The 21842-nt window shown below is 35.5% G+C and carries 23 protein-coding genes; 2 read left to right on the forward strand and 21 right to left on the reverse strand.

Features of this window, described 5'->3' with window-relative positions; all coding sequences use genetic code 11:
• Positions 1-32 precede the first annotated feature (32 nt).
• The 16 genes from flgE to V4D31_RS01045 form a co-directional block, all read right to left on the reverse strand.
• Positions 33-1316, reverse strand: coding sequence for a flagellar hook protein FlgE (gene flgE / locus V4D31_RS00970; RefSeq protein WP_353686378.1), 1284 nt, complete (start codon positions 1314-1316; stop codon positions 33-35).
• Between the two features lie 13 nt (positions 1317-1329).
• Positions 1330-1743: a flagellar hook capping FlgD N-terminal domain-containing protein gene (locus tag V4D31_RS00975; RefSeq protein ID WP_353686379.1), complete on the reverse strand. Its 414-nt coding sequence runs from the start codon at positions 1741-1743 to the stop codon at positions 1330-1332.
• A 13-nt stretch (positions 1744-1756) separates the two neighbouring features.
• Positions 1757-2827, reverse strand: a complete 1071-nt coding sequence (locus tag V4D31_RS00980) for a flagellar hook-length control protein FliK (protein ID WP_353686380.1) — start codon at positions 2825-2827, stop codon at positions 1757-1759.
• Positions 2828-2922: 95 nt separating this feature from the next.
• Entirely contained in the window at positions 2923-3378 is a 456-nt protein-coding gene (locus V4D31_RS00985; RefSeq protein ID WP_353686381.1) for a hypothetical protein, read from the reverse strand.
• On the reverse strand, positions 3375-3770 hold the full coding sequence (locus tag V4D31_RS00990) for a hypothetical protein (RefSeq protein ID WP_353686382.1): 396 nt from the start codon (positions 3768-3770) through the stop codon (positions 3375-3377). The genes V4D31_RS00985 and V4D31_RS00990 overlap by 4 nt, the downstream gene beginning before the upstream one ends.
• A 17-nt stretch (positions 3771-3787) precedes the next feature.
• Positions 3788-5104: a FliI/YscN family ATPase gene (locus tag V4D31_RS00995; protein ID WP_353686383.1), complete on the reverse strand. Its 1317-nt coding sequence runs from the start codon at positions 5102-5104 to the stop codon at positions 3788-3790.
• The gene (locus tag V4D31_RS01000) at positions 5076-5711 is read right to left on the reverse strand and encodes a FliH/SctL family protein (RefSeq protein ID WP_353686384.1); all 636 of its coding nucleotides are present in this window, start codon (positions 5709-5711) and stop codon (positions 5076-5078) included. The genes V4D31_RS00995 and V4D31_RS01000 overlap by 29 nt, the downstream gene beginning before the upstream one ends.
• Positions 5701-6681 carry a flagellar motor switch protein FliG gene (gene fliG / locus V4D31_RS01005; RefSeq protein ID WP_353686385.1) on the reverse strand — a complete coding sequence of 327 codons (981 nt, stop codon included), beginning with the start codon at positions 6679-6681 and terminating at the stop codon, positions 5701-5703. The genes V4D31_RS01000 and fliG overlap by 11 nt, the downstream gene beginning before the upstream one ends.
• Positions 6682-8190, reverse strand: a complete 1509-nt coding sequence (gene fliF, locus V4D31_RS01010; protein WP_353686386.1) for a flagellar basal-body MS-ring/collar protein FliF — start codon at positions 8188-8190, stop codon at positions 6682-6684.
• Between the two features lie 6 nt (positions 8191-8196).
• Positions 8197-8490 (reverse strand): flagellar hook-basal body complex protein FliE, encoded by a 294-nt coding sequence (gene fliE / locus V4D31_RS01015; RefSeq protein WP_353686387.1) that lies wholly within the window; start codon positions 8488-8490, stop codon positions 8197-8199.
• A gap of 10 nt (positions 8491-8500) precedes the next feature.
• The gene (gene flgC, locus V4D31_RS01020; protein ID WP_353686388.1) at positions 8501-8908 is read right to left on the reverse strand and encodes a flagellar basal body rod protein FlgC; all 408 of its coding nucleotides are present in this window, start codon (positions 8906-8908) and stop codon (positions 8501-8503) included.
• Positions 8908-9243: a flagellar basal body rod protein FlgB gene (gene flgB, locus V4D31_RS01025; protein ID WP_353686389.1), complete on the reverse strand. Its 336-nt coding sequence runs from the start codon at positions 9241-9243 to the stop codon at positions 8908-8910. Before flgB ends, flgC begins: the two co-directional genes overlap by 1 nt.
• 60 nt (positions 9244-9303) lie before the next feature.
• On the reverse strand, positions 9304-10575 hold the full coding sequence (locus V4D31_RS01030; RefSeq protein ID WP_353686390.1) for a sigma-54 dependent transcriptional regulator: 1272 nt from the start codon (positions 10573-10575) through the stop codon (positions 9304-9306).
• On the reverse strand, positions 10572-11657 hold the full coding sequence (locus tag V4D31_RS01035; protein ID WP_353686391.1) for an ATP-binding protein: 1086 nt from the start codon (positions 11655-11657) through the stop codon (positions 10572-10574). Before V4D31_RS01035 ends, V4D31_RS01030 begins: the two co-directional genes overlap by 4 nt.
• Positions 11658-11659: 2 nt before the next feature.
• Complete coding sequence (locus tag V4D31_RS01040) at positions 11660-13240, reverse strand: tetratricopeptide repeat protein (protein ID WP_353686392.1); 1581 nt, start codon at positions 13238-13240, stop codon at positions 11660-11662.
• A complete protein-coding gene (locus V4D31_RS01045; RefSeq protein ID WP_353686393.1) occupies positions 13224-14210 on the reverse strand; it encodes a sigma-54 dependent transcriptional regulator in 987 nt (328 codons plus the stop codon). Before V4D31_RS01045 ends, V4D31_RS01040 begins: the two co-directional genes overlap by 17 nt.
• 137 nt (positions 14211-14347) lie before the next feature.
• Here V4D31_RS01045 and hcp point away from each other — a divergent pair, with 137 nt between their 5' ends.
• Positions 14348-15964, forward strand: coding sequence for a hydroxylamine reductase (hcp, locus tag V4D31_RS01050; protein ID WP_353686394.1), 1617 nt, complete (start codon positions 14348-14350; stop codon positions 15962-15964).
• 131 nt (positions 15965-16095) lie between these two features.
• Here the strand turns inward: hcp and V4D31_RS01055 are convergent, their stop codons facing one another.
• Positions 16096-16833 carry an ATP-binding cassette domain-containing protein gene (locus V4D31_RS01055; protein WP_353686395.1) on the reverse strand — a complete coding sequence of 246 codons (738 nt, stop codon included), beginning with the start codon at positions 16831-16833 and terminating at the stop codon, positions 16096-16098.
• Positions 16830-17606 (reverse strand): ABC transporter permease, encoded by a 777-nt coding sequence (locus V4D31_RS01060; protein ID WP_353686396.1) that lies wholly within the window; start codon positions 17604-17606, stop codon positions 16830-16832. Before V4D31_RS01060 ends, V4D31_RS01055 begins: the two co-directional genes overlap by 4 nt.
• A gap of 67 nt (positions 17607-17673) precedes the next feature.
• On the opposite strand from V4D31_RS01060, the gene V4D31_RS01065 reads away from it, so the two are divergent.
• Positions 17674-18258 carry a DJ-1/PfpI family protein gene (locus V4D31_RS01065; RefSeq protein WP_353686397.1) on the forward strand — a complete coding sequence of 195 codons (585 nt, stop codon included), beginning with the start codon at positions 17674-17676 and terminating at the stop codon, positions 18256-18258.
• On the opposite strand, the gene V4D31_RS01070 is transcribed toward V4D31_RS01065, so the two are convergent.
• Genes V4D31_RS01070 through V4D31_RS01080 form a run of 3 tightly spaced genes read right to left on the reverse strand, consistent with a single transcriptional unit; the run spans position 18255 to position 21840 of the window.
• The gene (locus V4D31_RS01070) at positions 18255-19913 is read right to left on the reverse strand and encodes an ATP-dependent helicase (RefSeq protein WP_353686398.1); all 1659 of its coding nucleotides are present in this window, start codon (positions 19911-19913) and stop codon (positions 18255-18257) included. The two genes, V4D31_RS01065 and V4D31_RS01070, sit on opposite strands and share 4 nt — an antisense overlap.
• Entirely contained in the window at positions 19914-21176 is a 1263-nt protein-coding gene (locus V4D31_RS01075) for an endonuclease Q family protein (RefSeq protein WP_353686399.1), read from the reverse strand.
• Positions 21163-21840, reverse strand: a complete 678-nt coding sequence (locus tag V4D31_RS01080; RefSeq protein ID WP_353686400.1) for a hypothetical protein — start codon at positions 21838-21840, stop codon at positions 21163-21165. The genes V4D31_RS01075 and V4D31_RS01080 overlap by 14 nt, the downstream gene beginning before the upstream one ends.
• Positions 21841-21842 lie beyond the last annotated feature (2 nt).

Genomic DNA, 21842 nt, shown 5'->3' on the forward strand with positions numbered 1-21842 from the left:
CAATTCAAAAAATTCACATAATCTCCTACCCCCTATCTTACAATGTTCATTAATTCATTTAGTATATTGTCAGTTGTTGTAATTACTCTTACATTTGCCTGATAGGCTCTTTGAGCTGCGATCATTCGGATAAATTCCTCTGCAAGATCTACATTGCTTGATTCAAGAGAGTTTGCATATACAGAGCCAACTCCAACTGTTCCAGGTGCACCGTAGGTTGGTCCACCAGAACCATAGGATTCAAGAAATAGATTTTTCCCAACTTTTGTGAGATTATGAGCTGCAACAAACTTTGCCAGAACAACCTGGGCAACTTTTTTAACCTGACCGTTTGTAAATACACCTGATATAACTCCATTTTGATCAACTGTTATTGCGATAAGATTTCCAGCAGTGTATCCATTCTGATTTTGAAATACCACAGCATTGGGTGAACCATACTGAGTTGAGTCTGTAAAATCAAAGGTAATATTCTGCGGATTAGTAGCTCCCCAGGCTGAAAAATCAAAGCTTGCCTGAGGATTGGTTGGTGAAACTGTAGTAAGTTTTCCATCCGAACTAAATGTTAAGGTTATAGGCTGTGTTCCTGGTGTGCCAGAGTCAAAGTCTATTTCTTGATAGTTTGGGGTTCCTGTTGCACTACTGTTGTATATAACATGTGCCTCCCATGTGTTTGCTGCAGTTTTTACAAAATATGTATAAACAAGATGGGGATTGCCAAGACTATCATAGACTGTTATTGCTGTTGAAAAATTATATACTGACGAATTTGGTAGATTTGCTCCTGGAGTAAAACTCCATGTTTTAATATCATCTCTTGAGTCAAGATTTACCTGAGTATTTATTTTATTAGTTGCAGAGGGTTCGCTCATCAATCCTGCAAGATATACATCATTAATTTCACCTGTTACATTTCCAGTTGCATCCATTTTGTATGCTTGAAGCCTGTATCCATTGGGATCAACGATATAGCCATCTTTGTCAAGTCTGAACTGACCTGCACGGGTGTAGTAGGTTGGACCATTCAGTTGCCTTACAACAAAAAATCCATCTCCTTCTATTGCTAAATCAAGAGGATTTGCAGTTGTTTCAAGAGTTCCCTGGGTAAACATTTTTTGAATATCTATAATCATTGTTCCACGGCCAACCTGCATTGCAGAGGCTCCACCAAGAGTCTGGCTCAGGATATCTCCAAAATTAGCCCTGCTTGCTTTAAAACCAACAGTGTTTGCATTGGCAATGTTATCTCCTATTACTGAAAGGGCAAGTCCGTTTGCATTCAGTCCACTTATTCCTGTAAAAAGTGATGTTAACATACTATCACCTCCCTTAGGATTTTATTCCCTGAATTTCATCAAGAGATATGGTCTTGCTTCCCACATCAATTTTGAGTTTTCCATCTTGATAGCTTATTCCTTTTACTGTGAATTCTTCTGAAGAGGTTGTTGTAATTGTTTTATCAATTAGAGTTGCTCCAACCAATAAAGCATCTTCTTTTGTTTTTGTAGATATAAAACTATTTAGTGTGTCTCCGATATTAATAATCTGTTCAAGAGCTGAAAACGTTGCAAGCTGTCCTACAAATTGAGTATTATCCAATGGATTTAATGGATCCTGATACTTAAGCTGTGCTGTAAGAAGCTTTAAAAATGCTTCTTTATCAATTTTGTTGTTGCCAGTACCTGTTGTTTTTGGTTGCACTGTGTAAAGAGGATTATTAAATATGCTTGTTACATCTGCCATTTTTTATTCCTCCTTATACGAAATATTCAAAAAATTTTTGATTGCCTCTGTATTTTCTCTGTCCCTGACCATTGTAGGAATCAGAATATCCGCGATAATCCTTCATCAAATCAAGCAAGAAATCAGAGACTTTTATGCCTGAAGACTGAAGATTGCTTTTAATTTCCGGGATAAGAGCTGTAAGTGCCTCCTTTACATGGGGATAATCAACTTTCATATCAGCCCTGAGACCTGCATTGTCCATAGAAAGCTTAATCAGTATTTTACCAAGCTCTGGTGGTTCAAGCTGAACTACAACTGTTTTTTGAGAACTGGATACAGCCTTAAAAACTATATCTGAGACTTCACTTATCCGTGTAAAGGGAAGTTCAATTTTTTGCTCAAAATTTTTAATTTCATTGGTTCTGTCCTGAATATTGTGAAAAATATTTAATTGTGATGATAGCTCTTTGTTATTGAGGGTTTTTTTCATGATATAAGCATTTGGAAATTCTGAGTTATCACTGTCGCTTCCTGAATAGGTCTTAACAGCATTTAAGAGGAAAGTTGAAGGAGTTTCTTCGTGTAGTTTACCCTGACAGGAAGATGTTGGATTAAAAAGAAATTGCTCAGAATTATCCTTGTCTGAGTAATTTTGAACCGTGTTTGATAATTTTGGACTGTATATGTGTTGATTTTCTTTGTTTAAAAGGATTTTATTATCAAAATTTTCAAGTAAACTCTGAATTTCAGAGTTGTTATTCTGGGATTTAAGATTTTGCAAAAGACTGTTCAATTCTTTTATTTCTATCTGACCTGACTGAAGAAGTCTGACATAGGCTTTTAATTCAGAAGAAAACTCTAAAGACTGAAAGAGTTCCTGAAAGTTTTTGATATCCTGCAATAGAAAGTTGTGAAAAGAGGCAAATGGAAAAATAAATGGATTGTTATTTATTGAAGCTTTGGTTGAGAGGTCTTTGTTTTCAAAGAAAAGCTGTAGTAGTTCATTGAAAATCTCGTCAAATCCTGTAGATTTACTTTTTGCTACTGCCTGATTTTTAATTATATTTAATAGCTCCAGATTTATGTTTTCTGTTAACATCATACCAAAAAACAATTCAATCTTTATGCCAGTTTTAGTTTATTGATTTTAAAAGGTTTTTTATATTGAAAACGCAGATTATGAAGAGAAAAATTTTCCTACCTGGATGACTTTTCCTTTATTGAAACGATTTTCTTAGAAAGAATAGCTGCTTTTTCTGGATTTATATTGGCAAGAATTTTCCCTGCCTGACGTGGTTTTATTGCAAGAAGCAAAGCTACTGCAGTGTCTTCATCAAGTTTTTCAATTCTTGAAGCAGCCTCTTCAGGAGGCATTGCTTCGTATATTTTTGCAAGTCTCTGATAGTTTTCCTGCTGAGATTTTTCAAGCTGAGCTTTAAGTTCCTCCTGCTGCTTAATCTTTGCTTCAATCTCGCTCTTAAGTTTTTTCAACTCCTCGGTCTTTTTAGCAATATCTTCCTGAAGAATCTTCAATCTGTCTTCTTCTATGGATGTAGTTTGTTTATTTGATGTCTGCTGACCGATTAAAGTGCCTGCTGCCAATCCTAAAACAAGAATTAATATGGAAAGAATAATTGCTCTTTTAAACATCATTTACTCCTTACCTGACTTAAAAATACATCGGAAATTAGTTTCTCTTCAAGTTTTTCCAGATGTATTTTTATTCTGCTAATGAGTTTATCATAAAGCTGCTCAATTTTTTTTCTTTCTTTGAAAGCTTCTTCATAAACCTGCCTCTGGGCTTCCAGTTCATCATCTATTTTTTTTATGATTTCTCGAGTTTCCTTTAACTGTGTCAAAAGATACTGCATTTCATCATAAATTGAAAGGAGTTCCACTGAAGTTGCTTCCTTAAGAAAATCTAAAGAGCTGAATCTTTCCTCAAGCATTCTTAAGTATTCCTCCAGTTTTTGCCTTTCCGATAGGATGTTTATAAACTTCTGTTTTTCAAGCTCTTCTTCCCACTCTTTTAATCTGAGTATCATATTTAATGTATTTACATTCATTGCCCTTCAAATAAACTATAAAGCTGATTAAGACTTTCCTGAAAGCTTACTCTTTCATTTATATCCTGCCTTAAAAAATTGTTTATTTTATTCATCATCTTAATGGCAAAATCAACCTGTGGATTTGTTCCTTCTTTGTATGCACCTATGTTTATGATGTCTTCATATCTTGAATAGATTGCAAGAAGCTCAAGAAGCCTTTGAGCATACTCAAGATGTTTTTTATCTACCACATCTTTCATCAACCTGCTTATGCTTTTCAGTGGATCAATTGCTGGATAGTGATTTCTATTTGCAAGCTCTCTACTTAAGACTATATGCCCATCAAGAATTGCTCTTGATGCATCTGCAACAGGATCTGTAAGATCATCTCCTTCAACAAGTACTGTGTATATTCCTGTTATGGAGCCACCATTTTTCGTAACTCCCACTCTTTCAAGAAGCTTGGGCATTAAGTTGAAAACACTTGGCGGATATCCTTTCATTGTGGGAGGCTCACCTGCTGCAAGCCCGATTTCTCTCTGAGCCATTGCAAAACGGGTAAGGGAATCCATAAGTAAAAGTACATGTTTACCCTGCTGTCTGAAATACTCTGCTATGGCAGTTGCTAAAAAAGCACCTCTAATACGCGCAAGTGCTGGAGTGTCAGAGGTTGAAACAACAACAACTGATTTTTTTAATCCATCAGCAAGATCATTTTCAATAAATTCTCTTACCTCTCTGCCACGTTCGCCAATCAGTGCTATTACATTTATATCAGCTGATGTGTATCTTGCAATCATTCCAAGAAGAACACTTTTACCAACTCCGCTTCCTGCCATAATTCCTATTTTTTGTCCTTTTGCACAGGTGACAATAGCATTTATAGCTCTTATCCCAAGATCAAGGGGCTCTCTAATTATTTCTCTTTCAAGGGGGTTAATGGCCTCTTTATATATTGGAAAAGGCTTTCCTTTTAATGGCTCTTTACCATCAATTGGCTTTCCTGTTCCATCAATTACTCTTCCAAGAATATCATCACTCAGAGGGATGTAGCTCTGTTTTCCATTTACAGCAATTTTTGCTCCTGTTTTTATTCCATAAATCTCACCAAGAGGAGAAAGTAAAACTGTACCATTTTTAAAACCTACGACTTCAGCTTCAATCCGATTATCTTCACTAATAATTTCACAGATGTCTCCAATACTTGCATTTATTCCAACACTTTCAACAATGAGTCCAACAGCCTTTGTTACTTTACCATAAACTTTTATTGGATTTAGTTGTTCCAGAGCCTTGTGAGCTTCATTGAGAAAGGATTGAATTGAGAGCATTTTCTATCTCCTTAAGTCTTTGCTCAACTGTTGAAACAATATGTTGAGATTGAGTTTCAATTGAACAGCCTCCTTTAATCTCATCTGAAGGCTCTATCTGAATGCTTGCTCTGTCAATTTCAAGTTCATCAATTTTTTGAGAGATATAATCATAATCCTCTGGACTAATTTTTATAATGATTTTTTCCTCACTTAAAGGGATGGTTTTCAATGCTTCTTTAACAATTGAAAGAGTTGCTTCTTTATCAAGAGAAATTTTTGTAGCTACAACTTTTTCTGCTATCTGAAAGGCGAGTTTTAAAATCTGTGGCAGAAGAGATTCTATCTGCTTATGTTTAAATTCTCGGAGCTCCTTTATTAAGTTTTTAAAAACTTCCGTAGTTTTTGAAAGTTCATCAGATTTTTCTTTTATCTCCTTTTGGCCTTTGTTAAAACCTTCTTCGTAGCCTTTTTTAACTCCTTCATTAACTCCTTCTTTATAGCCTTTGTTAAAACCTTCTTCGTAGCCTTTTTTTATAATTTCTTCATTAATTTTACTTTCCTGTGGAGTCTTTTTATTTTCATCAAAGGAAAGTGGCACATAGGGTCTAACTTTTCTATGTAACAATTGCCTCTCCTCCTCTTTTGCCAACAACAATTTTGCCTTCTTCTTCAAGTTTTCTTGCAACCCTCACAATGTTCATCTGCGCCTTTTCAACATCGCTGACACGAACAGGTCCTTTTGCTTCCATTTCTTCTTTAAGTATTTCAACTGCTCTCTGAGACATATTCCTGAAAATCTTTTCCTTTAATTCTTCAGAAGCCATTTTAAGAGCAAGGGCAAGGTCATCAGTTGAAATCTCTTTAAGAATTGTTTGAATTCCTCTATCATCAACATATAAAAGATCTTCAAAGGTAAACATAAGCTTTCTTATTTCATCAGCTAAAATTGGATCTTTTTCTTCAATATTTTTAAGAATTAACTCTTCACTGGTTCTGTCCATCTGATTGAGAATTTCAGCAACTGTTTTTATTCCACCAATTCTTCTTGATTGCGTGTATGAGCGAAGCTGACTCTGCAAAACATCTTCAAGTTCAGTTAAAATTGTGGGAGAAATCTGGTCAAGATTTGCAATTCTTTGAGAAACCTCTATTTTAAGCTGCTCAGGGAATCTGCTTAAAACTTCTGCTGCCTGTGTTGGCTCTAAATGGGCAAGCACAATTGCTATTGTCTGAGGATGCTCTCTTTGAAGCATTGTTGCTATGCTCTGAGAATCAAGCCATCTAAGAATATCAAAGGCACTTGCTCCACTTTCAATCTTACTTATGAGCTTTGCGGCCTGCTCCTCGCCAAAAGCCTTTGTAAGTATTGTTTTTATGTATTCCTCATCAACCATAACAGGAGCAGCTCCAATTTTTTCAGCAAACTCTTTAAGCACTGCTTCAGCTTCCTCAGGAGTAAGTTTTATTCTTGACATCATTGGAATAATTCGAGCAAGTTCAATGGGATCAAAATGTTTGAAAAGCTCTGTTGCTGCATCTTCACCAATTAAAGAAAGAAGTGCTGCAACTTTTTCTATGCCTGAAAACTTTCTCATTTACTCGCTTATCCACTCTCTTAGAATGGCAACAACTTTTTTGGGATTTGTTTTTGCTATTTGCCTTATTTCCTCTTTTATATCTCTTTCTACCGGAGGAGGCACTGCTTCTTCAGATATAACAATTTCTTTTTTGACTTTTTCTTCAACAGGCTTTTTAAGTAACTCAATGAGTGGTTTTACAACAAAAAGAATTATAAGTGCAACAATAATCAGAGGTATCAGATATTTAAGAACTGTTTTTGCTATGCCTATATAATCAATCCCTGGTTTTTCTTCCGGTATGACTTCAAAGGGCATGCTTTCCACTATCACATAATCACCTCTTTCTTTATTATATCCTATGGCTGCCTGAACAAGCTCCTGATATTTTTTTATCTCTTCTTCACTTCTTGGAACATAAACTTTTTTACCCTTTTCTTCTCTATAAGTTCCATCAACCAGAACAGCTACAGATATCTTTTTTATCTGACCTGTGGATTGCAAAATTTTGCTTATACTTTTGCTTACTTCATAATTTATGCTTTCCTGCTGTTTTTGAGATTGCACAGCCTGAGTAGTAGCACCTGGAGCCTGCCCGGGTTGATTTGACAGCACTCCAGGAATTCCTCCTGGTTGAGGAGACATTGTCTTTTCCTGTGAACGCTGTTCCTGCCTTATTGCAATTGTATCTGGATCGTATTTTTCTTCAACCTTTTCAACCTTTGAAAAATCTATATCTGCAGAAACCCTGACTATTGCTTTTCCTTTTCCAACAATGTTTTCAAGCATGCTCTGAAGATTTTTTTCATAGGTTTTTTCAATGTTTCTTTTGTATTCAATCTGAGAAGCCTCAACAAGCTGTGTTGGGTCTTTTGGTGCGGAAAGAAGATTGCCATACTGGTCAATAACAGTTACATACTGAGGAGAAAGTCCTTCTACACTGCTTGATACGAGATGAACTATGCTTGAAACCTGCTCCTTTGTAAGGGTTCTTCCTGGCTTAAGTTTAAGCACAACAGAGGCTGTTGGATGGTCTTCCTTTTCTGTAAATATTGTTTTTTCTGGAATTGCTATGTGAACTCTTGCCTCGGAAACTTCCTGAAGCTGTTTTATTGTTCTTTGAAGCTCACCTTGCAAAGCCCTTATATAGTTTATACGCTGAGAAAACTCTGTAAGTCCTATCTGAGTTTTATCAAATATTTCAAAGCCAACTCCACCTCCTGAAGGAATCCCATGGGCAGCCAGTTCAAGCCTCAATTCGTAAACTTTATCAGAAGGCACATATATTGCATTATCTTTTACTTGATATGGAACTTTTTTCTCCTTAAGCTTATTTATTACATTTCCTGCATCCTCTGCAGAGAGATTGCTATACAAAACTTGATAATCCTGCTTTGGTAGCCATAAAATTAATGTGAAGACAATAGCAAAAACAATTACAGCAACTCCTGCAAGAGCCAGCTTTCTGCTTGCTGGCATATTTTTAATATTTTCTAAAGCTGTTTTAATTCTATCAATGGCTGGCATTTTTTATTAAACCTGCATGCGAGAGATCTCTTCGTATGCTGTTATTACTTTGTTTCTGACCTGAATGAGTGTTTGAAGGCTGATATCAGCCTTTTGCATTGCCAGCACAACTTGATGAATACTTAATTCACCTTTTGCAAAAGCTTCAATTGCATTTTGAGCCTCCTGCTCTACCTGAGATGCCTCTTTTATAGCATCCTTTAGAACCTGTTCAAAGGATTCTTTCTGCGTTCCCTGTAAATTCTGTAATTCCTGCAATGTCTTATTTAGAGTTTCACTTATGTTTTTTATCTCTGTCACAGCTGCCCTCCTAAATTCTTAATAAATCAATTGTTCTCATAAACATATCCTTATATGAGTTAATCATCGTAAGATTTGCTTCATAGGCACGGGAAGCAGAAATAAGATTAATCATTTCTTCCATTGGATTTACATTTGGATATCTTACATATCCATCTTTATCTGCATCAGGATGCCTGGGGTCATAAACAATTCTCGGAGGTCTCTGGTCTTGTACTATTTTAACCACATCAACACCCTGAGAAATCTGGTCATACATGTATGTCATAAAAACAACATCCTTTCTTCTATAGGGACCTCCTTCCGGAGTTCTTGTTGAGTTTATGTTTGCAAGGTTTGAAGCAATTACATTGAGCCTTATTTTCTGGGCTTCAAGCCCAGTTGCTGCCACCTTGAGAGGTAAAAATATATCCTTCATTATCTACCTCCTTTGATTGCATCTTTAATCATGCGAATTCTTGCTGAAAGAAGCTGAGTTGCAGTATTATACATGAGCATTGTCTCTGCAAATTTTGTCATCTCTACTTCTATATTAACAGTATTTCCATCTCTGTTTGGCATAGTTGTTTTAGCTTCAATTACTTTATAACTCCCTGTATCGTTTTCAACTGCTCTTTTTAATTCTTCCTGAAAATTTATGTCCTTTGCTTTATAACCTGGTGTATCAGCATTTGCTATATTTGAAGCAAGAATTTTTTGCCTGTAGGCACATATATCCATTATTTTCTCAAGAATTTTTATTGAACTGTCCATTTTTTACACCTCTACCTTTAGAGATTTCTTAACCAGATATAAGCAAAATTCGTGCCTGAATTATAAATCTTTGAGTCCGTATTCATTTATTTTGTTTCTCAATGTTCTCACACTTATTCCAAGAATTTTTGCAGCCTTTGTTCTATTTCCCTGAGTTTTCTTAAGAGCGTCAATTATTAAATCCTTTTCTGCATCTTTTATTTTGCCAATTTTTATTGATTTTTTTCCCTCAAAAAAAATCTCATCCTCAGGAACCCTTAATTGTCCATCTGGACTCAGGACAGCAGTCCTGTAAATGAAATTTTCAAGTTCTCGGACATTGCCCTGCCAGGAATTTTCAAGTAAGTATTTTTTCATCTCCTCTGTAATGATGAAATTTTTTGACATCTTATTTGAAAGCCTCTTTAAAAAAAACTCAGCAAGAGGAATAATATCTTCAGTTCTTTCTCTAAGTGGAGGAATTCTTAATGGAAATACATTTATTCTATAAAAGAGATCTTCTCTGAAATTGCCTTTTTTTACCTCCTCCCAAAGGTCTTTGTTTGTTGTAGCAATTATTCTTACATCTACACGAACAGGTTTTGTACCACCAACTCTGTCAACTTCCTTTTCCTGAATAACCCTTAAGAGCTTTGCCTGAAGTCTATATGCCATCTCACTTATCTCATCAAGAAGAATTGTTCCTCTATTGGCAAGCTCAAATTTACCTAACTTTCTTTCAGTAGCTCCAGTAAAGGCTCCTTTTTCATGTCCAAAAAGCTCTGCCTCAAGAAGTGTTTCAGTAATGGCTGCACAATTTATTGCAACAAAAGGCTGATTTGCTCTCGGGCTATGCTTGTGAATGTATCTTGCAATAACTTCTTTACCAACCCCGCTTTCTCCTGTTAGCAGGACTGTAATGTCTGTTTTTGCTATTTCTCTTGCAATTTCAAGGATTCTTCTCATTTGTGGAGCCTCTGCAACAATTTCATCCTCTTCAGGGATAAGCCTGAAGACAAGAGATTTCAGAGTATCCATTGAAAAAGGTTTCATAATATAGTCCACTGCACCAAGCTTCATTGCTTTCACAGCATCTTCAACAGAGCCATATCCTGTAATCACGATTACAGGAGTAAAAATTCCTCTTTTTCTTATCTCAGCAAGAAACTCAAGACCACTCATTCTGGGCATTTTTACATCAGTTATGATCAAAGAGAAATCACTCAGGTTAACTGATGAAAGAACATAGGAAGGGTCTCTGTAATAATGAGAAGCAAAGCCAAAACGAGACATTGCCTCTTTTAGGGCAAAGCCCATGTCAGGTTCATCATCTATTATAAGAACAGATTTCATTTCAATGGTAAATAAATTGCAAATTCTGTGCCTTCATTAATTCTACTTTTTACTTCAATTCTTCCCTGGTGAGCAGAAATTATACTTGCTGTAATACTAAGCCCAAGTCCTGTGCCTCTGTCTTTTGTGGAGAAAAAGGGATCAAAGATTTTATCAACTATTTCACTGTCAATTCCATGACCAGTGTCTTTAATGGTAAGCCTGACAAAATCACCATCATTACATGCATCAATAGTAATTGTTCCACCCTCTGGCATTGCTTGATATGCATTAACAAACAGATTTATCAATGCCTGCCTCATAAGAGAAGAATCAAGGTGAAGAAAAATTATTTCTTTTATTCTGTTTTCAATTTCTATCCCAACTCTGCTAAAAAGTTCCTGAAACTCCTTTATTATTTCATCAATCAATTCATTGAGGCATATAAAAGTTTTTTTGGGAGTTATCCCCCTTGTAAAACTCAACATATTTTCAAGGGTATTTCTTAACATCTTTACAGAGCTTGAGATTCTCCTTGCATAATCTCCATGAATTCCTTCTTTGAGGTCTTCAGATATCATATTGGCAAAAAGCTCAATGCTTCCAAGAGGATTTCTTATTTCATGGGCTATTTTCATTACAAGAGAGCCCATTGCACTGAGCCTTCTGTTTCTTTCATTTTCTGCTTCAAGTTCCTTTATTCTCGTAATGTCTTTACAGAGAAAAACTCTGCCGATTTTATTTCCTTCTGAATCAACAACCTCTGATTCTGAGACTATTGCATAAAAAGGCTTTCCAAGGTCTGGATAAATCATGTCTGCCTGAATTTTTATCGGTAAATCTCTTTTGCCAATAACATTTTCTGCTTTAATATTAAAGAGATTTTCACCTGCTCGATTGATTAATCTTATGACACCTTCGCTGTCAAAAAATACAACAGCTATATCAATGCTTTCAATTATGCTACTAAGCAGTCTTTTTTTCTGTTCAACCTCCTCTGTAAGAAGTTTTACTTTTTCTTCAAGAAGGCTGTAATATTTAATTAAAGCTTCAGAGGCTGTGTTAAATTTTAATAGTGCTTCCTTTAAAAGTTTTTCCTGCATGGCTAATGAAGAAGCGCCTTTGCTGCTTCTGAAAGCTTTCCTCCCGAAGCAGCAACCTTTTCAAGATATTTTTTATCATGGGCAAGTTTGCCATACTGATAGTATGCCCACATGAGAGATTCACTGTCTTTAATTCCAAGCTCTATCGCTTTTTTGTAATAGTGAATTGCCTCTTTTGTTTTTTTAGAAAGATAAAAATAGTCAGCAGCTTTAAGTGATGCTTCTGCATTGCCAAGCTTTGATGCTTCAAGCCAGTAATGAATAGCTTTTTTTCTATCTCCATTTGAATATTCAAGATCTCCTAATAAAGTTAGAACCTCAGTGTCATTTATTGATTTTGATACTTTTCTTAAATAAGAAAGTGCGGTAAGTTTATCTCCTTCCTGAGCAAGAATCTGAGCATAAAGAGCAGTTGCTTGAAGATTTTTCTCTTTAAGAGGCTCAAGAAGTTTTTTAGCTTCTTTATATTTACCCTCTTTTATCAGAATCTTTGAATAGGGAATCACTGCTTCTGTCCTTCTTGGACCTGTTTGAATCTTCCTTAGTAGATTTTTAGCCTCATTGTATTTTCCCTGAGAAATGAGAAATTGAGCTGATTGAATTAGCAGAGATGAATCTACTGATAAAAAGGGATATATTTTAACAATATAATAAGCAGCTTTTTCCGGGCTTTCATGCATGATGATTTTTAAAAATTCTTCAATTTTTCTATTTTTAAGCTCCTTATCTCTGAATAAGAAAAGCATTCTCAATGCATCATCATAGTTCTTGTTGTTCATGTAGATTGAGTAAATCTTGAGTCTTACATCATCCGTGGGAATGTAAAAGTAAATCTCTTTTCCTATTTTTAAAGCTTCCTCAGTTCTTCCTTGAGAGAAATACATTTCAAAGAGCATTTTTTTTGCCCTGATTGTATCGGAAAGCCTAATAGATCTTTCAATGAATTTTTTCAGAACATTCTCTGCTTCTGTGAACTTATTTGCTTTTATCAAAACCTCTGCTCTGTCAAGGTCATAAAGGGATTTTCTCAGTTTCAGATTTTTATTAAACTCCTTTAAAGCCTCATCAGCCCTACCTGACATGGCAAGATATTTTATTCTCAATAAAGCATTATCTGGCTCATTAAAATCTTTCCTGTCAAGCCTGTCAAGCACCTGTTGGACTGTTTTTAAATCACCCCTGTAAAGTGCGATCCATCCTCTGCCAATCATTGCCTGCTTTTCAAAAGGTGGTTGAACTTTTTCAAGATAATACTCTGCTTCCCTGAGTCTTCCAATTTTGAAATTTGTTAATCCCATGTAGAGATTTGCTTCATTAACAGCAGGAGAGTTTTTAAAATCCCTCAAAATTCTCTTTAACGGAATTGTGGCTTCATAGTAATTTCCAAGGAAGTATTCTGCCTTTGCGAGACCTAAAAGTGCTTTATCTGCAAATTTTGGGTCTTCAGTAAACTTTTGAAAAAACTCCTTTGCCTGTAAATAATTCTCAGTTTTTAAAAAATCCTCACCCTTTTTAAGAGCATCATCTGCACAGGTAATGCTGAAAAATAAAATAATGGCAATGATACTAATCAGAGTTTTCATTGTCTTTAATGCCAAGTCTTTTCATTTTTTCAATAAGTGTTGTTCTGTTTATGTTAAGATACCTGGCTGCTCTACTTTTAATCCATCTATGCAGATTTAAGGCATGTAAAATTAGCTTTTTCTCGTACTCCTTTAAAACTTCATTAAGGTCTATTCCTGCACTGAAGGGATTTATATCGTCAGAAACTGTTTTTGGAAGTAAACTTTCCCCGAATTTTATTTTTTCAGGAAGGTCTTCCACAGTAATAACTCCACCATCATTTAAAACATAAAGTCTTTCAATTAAATTTTCAAGTTCACGGACATTTCCAGGCCAGTGATAGTTTAATAAAACTTCCATTGCCTCTTGCTTGATCTGCAGTGAATAGCCAAATTTTTTTGAAAACTTATCAATAAAATAATCGCAAAGAAGGGGTATATCTTCTTTTCTTTCTCTCAATGGAGGAATTACTACAGGAACAACATTCAGTCTCCAGAAAAGGTCTTCTCTGAATCTTCCTTCTTTTACTTCATTTTCTAAGTCTTTGTTTGTTGCTGCTATAATTCTCACATTTACATGAATAGACTTAGTTCCTCCTATTCTTTCAAAAGCTTTCTCCTGAAGGACCCTTAATATTTTTACCTGAAGATGAACGGGCATGTCACCTATTTCATCAAGAAAGATTGTTCCTTCATTTGCAACTTCAAATCTACCAAGACGCTGGGTATTTGCGCCAGTGAATGCTCCTTTTTCATATCCAAAGAGTTCTGATTCAAGAAGTTCGGAAGGTATGGCAGCACAGTTAACAGGAATAAAAGGCTTTTCTGCTCTCAGGCTTTTAAGATGAATCATCTTTGCAACAAGCTCCTTACCTGTTCCGCTCTCTCCCATTATCAAAGCAGTGGTATCAGTTCTTGAAAGCTTATCAATAAGTGTGAGAATTCTTTTAATTTGAACTGATTGCCCTACAATCACAATTTTATCCTTCATGTCATAAATATGACATATTAAAAAACAAAATTTCAATAAAAGTTGCAGATCTTATTGAAAATATGATTTAAATCATATTTTTTGCTGATTAAATAGAGTAAAATTAGTTATAAAAATACTTCTTAGGAGGTTTATCTATGTTTTGTAGACAATGTGAACAAACAGCAAATCAGGTAGCATGCACAAAACTGGGTGTATGTGGGAAACAGCCAGATACAGCGTATCTTCAAGATTTGTTAATCTACTGCCTTCAGGGACTTTCTACTTATGCAAAGGAAGCACTGAGGGAAAACAGGCTGGACAACAAAGTTAAAAGATTTACTGTTGAAGCTCTCTTTGCAACACTGACAAATGTTAATTTTGATTCTGAAGCAATAAGAAATTTTATCAATGAAGCAGTAAAAATCAGGGAAGAACTAAAAAAGAAAGGCTATAACGTTAAGGAAACAGATGCCTGTCGCATATTTCCTGTTGATTCAATGGAAGAACTGGTAAAGCAGGGCGAAGAGGCAAATAGAAAGTTATTCCAGAATTCTTCAGATGCTGACATCCAATCGCTTAAAGAGACTACTCTTTATGCAATAAAAGGAATCGCAGCCTATGCTGACCATGCAGCAATTCTTGGAAAAGAAGATGACTCTGTCTACGCCTTTATTTATGATGCCCTTGATGCCATGCAGAGAGACGGAGATATGAATTACTGGCTTAATATGGTTTTGAAAGCCGGAGAGGTTAATCTAAAAACAATGGAACTGCTTGATGCTGCCAACACTGGCAAATACGGACATCCTATTCCTACAGCAGTTCCACTGGGTTATAAAAAAGGCAAGGCAATTGTGGTCTCTGGTCATGACCTGAGAGACCTTGAGCTTCTTTTACAACAGACAGAAGGAAAAGGTATATATATTTATACCCACGGAGAGATGCTTCCCTGTCATGGATATCCTGAACTGAAGAAATATAAGCATTTTTATGGACATTACGGCACAGCATGGCAGAACCAGCAGAAGGAATTTGCTCAGTTTCCTGGAGCAATTTTAATGACCACTAATTGCATTATAAAGCCACAGGAGTCCTACAAAGATAGAATCTTCACAACAGGTGTTGTTGGCTGGCCAGGGGTAAAGCACATTGAAGATAAAGATTTTACTCCAGTAATTGAAAAGGCGCTTGAATTGCCAGGTTTTCCAGAAGACAGGGAAGGAAAAACCGTAATGGTAGGCTTTGCAAGAAATGCTGTTTTAAGCTTTGCTGAAAAGGTAATTGAGCTTGTTAAAGCTGGTAAAATAAGACATTTCTTCCTTGTTGGTGGTTGTGATGGTGCAAAACCAGGCAGAAGCTATTACACAGAGTTTGTTGAAAAATCTCCGAAAGACACCGTTATTCTTACTCTTGCCTGTGGTAAATTCAGATTTTTTGATAAAGAACTTGGTTCAATTGAAGGAATTCCAAGACTTCTTGATGTGGGTCAATGCAATGATGCCTATTCAGCAATTCAGATAGCTCTGGCACTTTCAAAGGCTTTCAATGTAAGTGTAAACGAGCTTCCACTTTCTTTAATCCTTTCTTGGTTTGAACAGAAAGCAGTTGCAATTCTTACAACACTGCTTTATCTCGGTATTAAAAATATTCGTCTTGGGCCAAGCCTTCCTGCCTTTGTAAGTCCTAATGTTTTGAAAGTTCTTGTTGATAATTTTAGTATAAAAACAATCAAAACAGCGGATGAAGACTTAAAAGAAATACTGGGATCATAAAAATGCGATAAAGGAAAAAACTGTCTTTCGCTTTTCCTTAGAGGTTGGTTTACAATTCTGCACTTGACCTTTTCTTCAAAAAGTCAAAGACTTTTTGGAGAAAAGGTCTCTGTTTTGTTGGCTGAGTATTGCTAAACTTTAAAAAATAGCTCTTTTATGAAATCCTTTACAGCAGGAATTTTGGTTTTAATAAGTTCTTCTTTATTGCCATCAAATACGATATATCCATCTTTAAGAAAAATAAATCTATTGCAGAGTTGCCATGCTATATAAACTACATGAGTTATTATCATGAAACCTATATTTTCTCTGTCTGCTAAATCTTTAATCAGCTGAATAATTCTTTCAGAATTGATGGGATCAAGTCCTGCGGTTGGCTCATCATATAAAAACATCTTTGTTTTTCCAACTGCCAGGGCACGGGCAATGGCTACTCTACGGTGCATACCTCCGCTGAGTTGTTCTGGCATAAGTTCCTCTGCATCTTCAACTCCTACGCGTTTGAGCAATTCCCTTACCCTGCGATAAATTTCTTTATCAGGAAGCTTTAAAAGTTCTCTCATGAAAAAAGCTACATTTTCCTTTACAGGTAAAGAATCAAAAAGAGCACCTTCCTGAAAAACAATGCTAAATTTTCTTCTTATGGGAATAAGTTCTTCTTCACTTAGTCTGGTTATATCAATGCCATCAATTATAATTTTTCCTTTATCTGGAGTGATTAAACCCAGAATTAATTTTAAAATGGTTGTTTTTCCCCCACCGCTTTCACCAAGAACAGCTATTCGCTCATCAAATTTTGCAGTAAAGCTTACACCTTTGAGCACTTCTCTGTCTCCGTAAGAGAACCATACATCATCAAAGATTATCATACAGTAAACCCCAGTGCATAGAGTAAAGTTCTTGTTAGTATAAAATCAGTTGCGATTACAACAACAATTGATGTAACAACTGCTTTTGTGGTTGACCTTCTTAATCCTTTTGCACCTCCTCGGGTTGTAAGCCCGTAAAAACAGCTTATACAAGAGATAAGATACCCGAATATAAAAGGTTTTATTGAACCGGAGAAGACATTTTGAAAATTTAATTCTCTGATAATGCTTGACCAGTAAAAGGAACCACTCTGATTACTGACAAAAACTGCTATGTAGTAGCCTCCAAAAAGACAGACGAGGTCTCCTATTATTGTAAGACATGGAAGCATTATAACTGAGGCAATTACTCTTGGAATCACAACTTTTCTAACTGGATCAATTCCGTAGACTCTTAAGGTGTCTATTTGATGCCCAAGAATCATTGAGCCAATTTCTGCAGTCTGCCCAGCACCAACTCTGCCTATAAAGACCAGTGCTGTTACAAGGGGACCAATTTCTCTTATCACTGCAATTCCTACAATTTTACCTGTATACATTTTTAATCCAAGCCTGCTGAGCTCTGCACTTAGTTGAAGACTTAGTGCCATTCCTACAAACAGACATACCAGAGATATAATAAAAACAGAAGCAGAGCCAGCATATTCCATCTGCTCAATTATTTCATCAAAATAAATAGGTTTTTTAAAAAGTTTTAAAATAGAATTTATGCAGACAAAATAGAAATCCTGCAAGTCTGCCAGTGTTTTTTTTACCTTGCTATCTTTTCTCATAAGGCGTAACAATATCTTAACATAAAGAGTTTATAATAGAATAAAACAAAATCAGAGGAGGTGTAGTATGTCTAAAAAAATTTTAATGATTGTTGGCGATTTTGTGGAAGACTATGAAGCAATGGTGCCGTTTCAGATGCTTAAGATGGTGGGACATACTGTTCATGCAGTTTGTCCAGGGAAAAAAGCAGGTGAGACTGTAAAAACTGCTGTGCATGATTTTGAAGGAGATCAGACATATACAGAAAAAAGAGGTCATAATTTTATGTTAAATGCTGATTTTGAGAAAATTAAACCTGAAAATTACGATGCCCTTGTAATTCCAGGTGGAAGAGCTCCTGAATATCTGAGGCTTAACGATAAAGTATTAGAAATAGTAAAACATTTTGTTGAATCTGATAAACCTGTAGCTGCTATATGTCATGGAATTCAGCTTTTGACTGCTGCCAATGTTATAAAAGGCAGAACTCTTACTGCCTATCCAGCAGTAAAAGCAGAAATTTTACTTGCCGGTGGAAAATGGTGTGAGGTGAATGCTACGTTTTCAAATGCCTGTGTAGACGGTAATATTGTAACTGCACCTGCCTGGCCAGCTCATCCAGAATGGATAAGAAAATTTCTTGAGCTTCTCGGCACAGAAATAAAAGCTTAAAAAAGACCTTTTTGCATTGGTCCGGTTCTGTCTGCCCGGACCTTTTTTATCTGTATGTATTCTGCTGGTATATCTTTAAGAAAAGAAGAAACAGACAGAGGTATTTTTTTGCCGTTGATAACTCTTTGCCTTGAATGAATAAGTATTAAATCATCCATTGCTCGGGTCATTCCAACATAAAAGAGTCTTCTTTCTTCCTCTATGTCAATATCAGGTGCCATAGTGTAAGGGATAAGACCTTCATCAAAACCTGCAATGAAGACAATGGGAAATTCAAGACCTTTTGAACTGTGCAGAGTAAGGAGGCTTACTGCATTAAGGTTTTCTGGAAAAAGATCAATAGGTGTCAGTGCTGAAATTTCATCAATGAATGCCTGAATCTGCTCTATGAGTTTGCCATTTTTATATGCTCTTGCAATGTTGCTCAACATAAAGATTTCTATGTCTGACAAATCTTCATAGCTTCCAGATGATTCAAGAAAGTCCTTTAATGGCATATTTGTAAAAAGTTTTTCCGATGAGTTAGTCATTGCTTCAGTAAGTTTTCTTATTATTGAAGATATCCAGTGATCTGCATCTTTCTTTATTGTTTTCACGGGGATTCCTTCTTTTTTTAAAAAATCCTTAATGATTTTCAGCTGATTATTTGTTCTTGTAAGAACTGCAAAACTTGAAAAACTATAAGATGTTTCTTCTTTATTTTTATAGAGTTCTGTAAAATCTGTTGCACCAAGCCTTGACTTTATTTCTTTAACAATGGTTTTGGCTTCCTCATATTCGTCCTCAACTTCAAAAAGGATTAGAGGAGATTTTATTTCTCTTGTAGCTTCAATTCTTTTAGAAAACCTTTTTGTATTAGCTGTGATAAACTTATTTGAAGCTTCTATTATATTTTTTTGCGAACGATAATTAAGAGATAGATTTATAAGAGTTAAATCTGGAAAATCTGAAGGTAATTTTAAAAAAAGTTCAATTTCTGAGCCTCTGAAAGAATAAATAGCCTGGTCAGGATCGCCAAATACTGCAAGACAGCCATCTTGCTTAAGAAGTCCTATTATAAGTTCATACTGAATCTTATTTATGTCCTGAAATTCATCAACAATTATATAAGAAAAGAGAGCTGGAATCTCTTTTTTATTGATTAATTCAAGAGTTTTTAGCAATAGGTCATCAAAATCAAGAAGATTAAGCTGTCTCTTTTTTTCTTCGTATTTTTCATAGACTGGTAAAATTTTTTCATCCAGAGGGACACCTGTATTTTTGAATTTTGTTATTTTTTCAATTGCTTTATCAGCATTTTTCCCATATAAATCAGAGATTATTTCTTTCTGTTTTGTCCTTGTGCATAATTGAAAATGCTTTTGTTTATCTGGTAAAAATTCCTTTAAAAGTTTTAGGCACAAAAGATGAAAGGTGCCAATAAAAGGTGTGTTTTCTTTTTGTCTCAAGCTATTTATAACTCTCTGCTTCATTTCAATGGCTGCTTTTTGTGTGAAAGTAAGGGCTGCAATTTCTTGAGGATTTATGCCCTGTTGCAATAGATTAATAATTTTTGCAGTAATTGTAAGGGTTTTTCCAGTTCCTGGACCTGCTAAAACACAGCAGATTTTGTCGTTAGTTTCTGCTGCTATTTTTTGATTTCTGTTAAGATTCATTTAAAAAAGGATTGCCTGCCCTTTAATTTCAGTTTCAATAGATTCACCGAAAACTTTTATTCTACCATATGCTCCATCATATCCAGCTTCTACATAAACTTTGCCTTCTCTCATTCTTTCAATTGCCTCTGCCAGTTTAGAATCAAATTTTTCAATTTCTTTTAAATCTTTGTGTAAAAGTATATTATATTCACTTCCGAGTTTATAAAGGGCTTTCATATATGTGTCAAATACTGATTTAGACTGGGTAGAACTATTTTTTATTTCAGCAATTATTTCAGATAAAGGGATTATAGATTTAAAAGGAAGTGCTTGTGGTGGTTTAAATCCTTCAGGCCTGTCTGAAAGAACTTCAACTCTGTGCATTACTCCAACAGTAACTTTTTTCCCGCATACAGGGCATAGATAGTTTCTTTTTATTGTCTCTTTTGGTGAAAGTCTTACTCCGCATGATCTGTGTCCATCATAATGATATTTCCCTTCTTCAGGGAAAAACTCTACAGTGCCAAGAAATCCCTTGCGTATCTTTATTGCTTCGGTAATCGCATTGTAGTTCATCTCAGTGTCAAAGATGTTTGCTTCTCTTCCAATTTTTGTAGGTGAATGGGCATCAGAATTTGAAACAAGAAGTACTCTGTCAAGCTCACTAAGACGCCAGTTCATTGGTGGATCTGAACTCAGGCCTGTTTCAATTGCATAGATGTAAGGAGTAAGTTCTTCAAAGCATTCACTGAGGCTGTCAAACCCTGACTGAGAACCAAACACGGAAAAATGAGGAGTCCATGCATGGGCTGGAATTATCATTGAAGATGGTGAAATGTCAATGATAATTTTCATTACTTCCTTCGCATCAACTCCAAGAATGGGTCTTCCATCTGAACCAAGACTTCCTATTTGAGATAAGGCATGATTTATTTTTGTAACATCCCTTAATGATGGTGATAAAATTAAAAGATGAATTTTCCTTAATTTATTATTTTTTTGATAAATGCAGCTTATTTCAGAGGAAAGGATAAAAAATATATCCTCTTTGCAGGAATCGGGTACATCAAGGCGATATTGTTTTTTCAGGGTAAAAAGTCCATTTCCTTCCTCATTTAATTTTTTTTCTATTTCCCTGAGCCATTCTGGATGGGTGAAATCACCTGTCCCAATTAGTTTTATACCTTTGAGCTGAGCCCACTGTTCAATTACTTCAGGAATCATTTCTTTGCTTGTTGCTCTGGAGAATCTGGAATGAATATGAAGATCAGCGTAGAACATTTATTAGAATAACATCCAGTTCTTGAGCTTTTTTTATGGCACCCTGTGTTTTTTCTTTGCAGACCACAACAGCTACTGTGTCAGTATCTGTAGCTTTTTTAAAAATCTGGGCTCTTCTATAAGCCCTTTCTACATCTCTTTTATCAGCTTTTACAGAGGCTTCAGCGATTAGAAAAACTTTTTTTGCTGGGTCTTCTGTTAAAACTCCTGTTGCAACAAGGTCAACATCAAGAGCATCCTGTCTTTCTTCGAAGGTAATTTTGTTTTCATCAAGGGCGTCATCTAAAATTTCTGCATACTTTTCAGCACTTAAGACCTTACATCTTCTTATAATATGACCAAAAAGTGACGGTGCCTTATCCTTTAATTTCATTTCAAACATGTCACCTTTAAGCATTCCAACATCATCCTTTAATACTTTTACATCCTGTTTAAGGACAGCCACATCCTGTTTAAGGACAGCCACATCTTCTTCTAATTTGTCTACTTTTTTCTTTAAAGGTTTAAATTCGTTTTCTATGAATTCCTCAAATTTTTTCGGTAGTTCAATGAGTTCAGTAGTTAAAATAAGTTGCCTCAGCTCTTCAAGCCATTCTGGATGAGTTTTGAGAACTCTGACAAGGTCGTGAAAAGTTTCAATTCTATCATTAGCTTTAACTTGCATGA

This window comes from Thermodesulfovibrio sp. 3462-1 (assembly GCF_040451425.1).
In the GTDB taxonomy this organism is placed as follows: Bacteria; Nitrospirota; Thermodesulfovibrionia; order Thermodesulfovibrionales; family Thermodesulfovibrionaceae; genus Thermodesulfovibrio; species Thermodesulfovibrio obliviosus.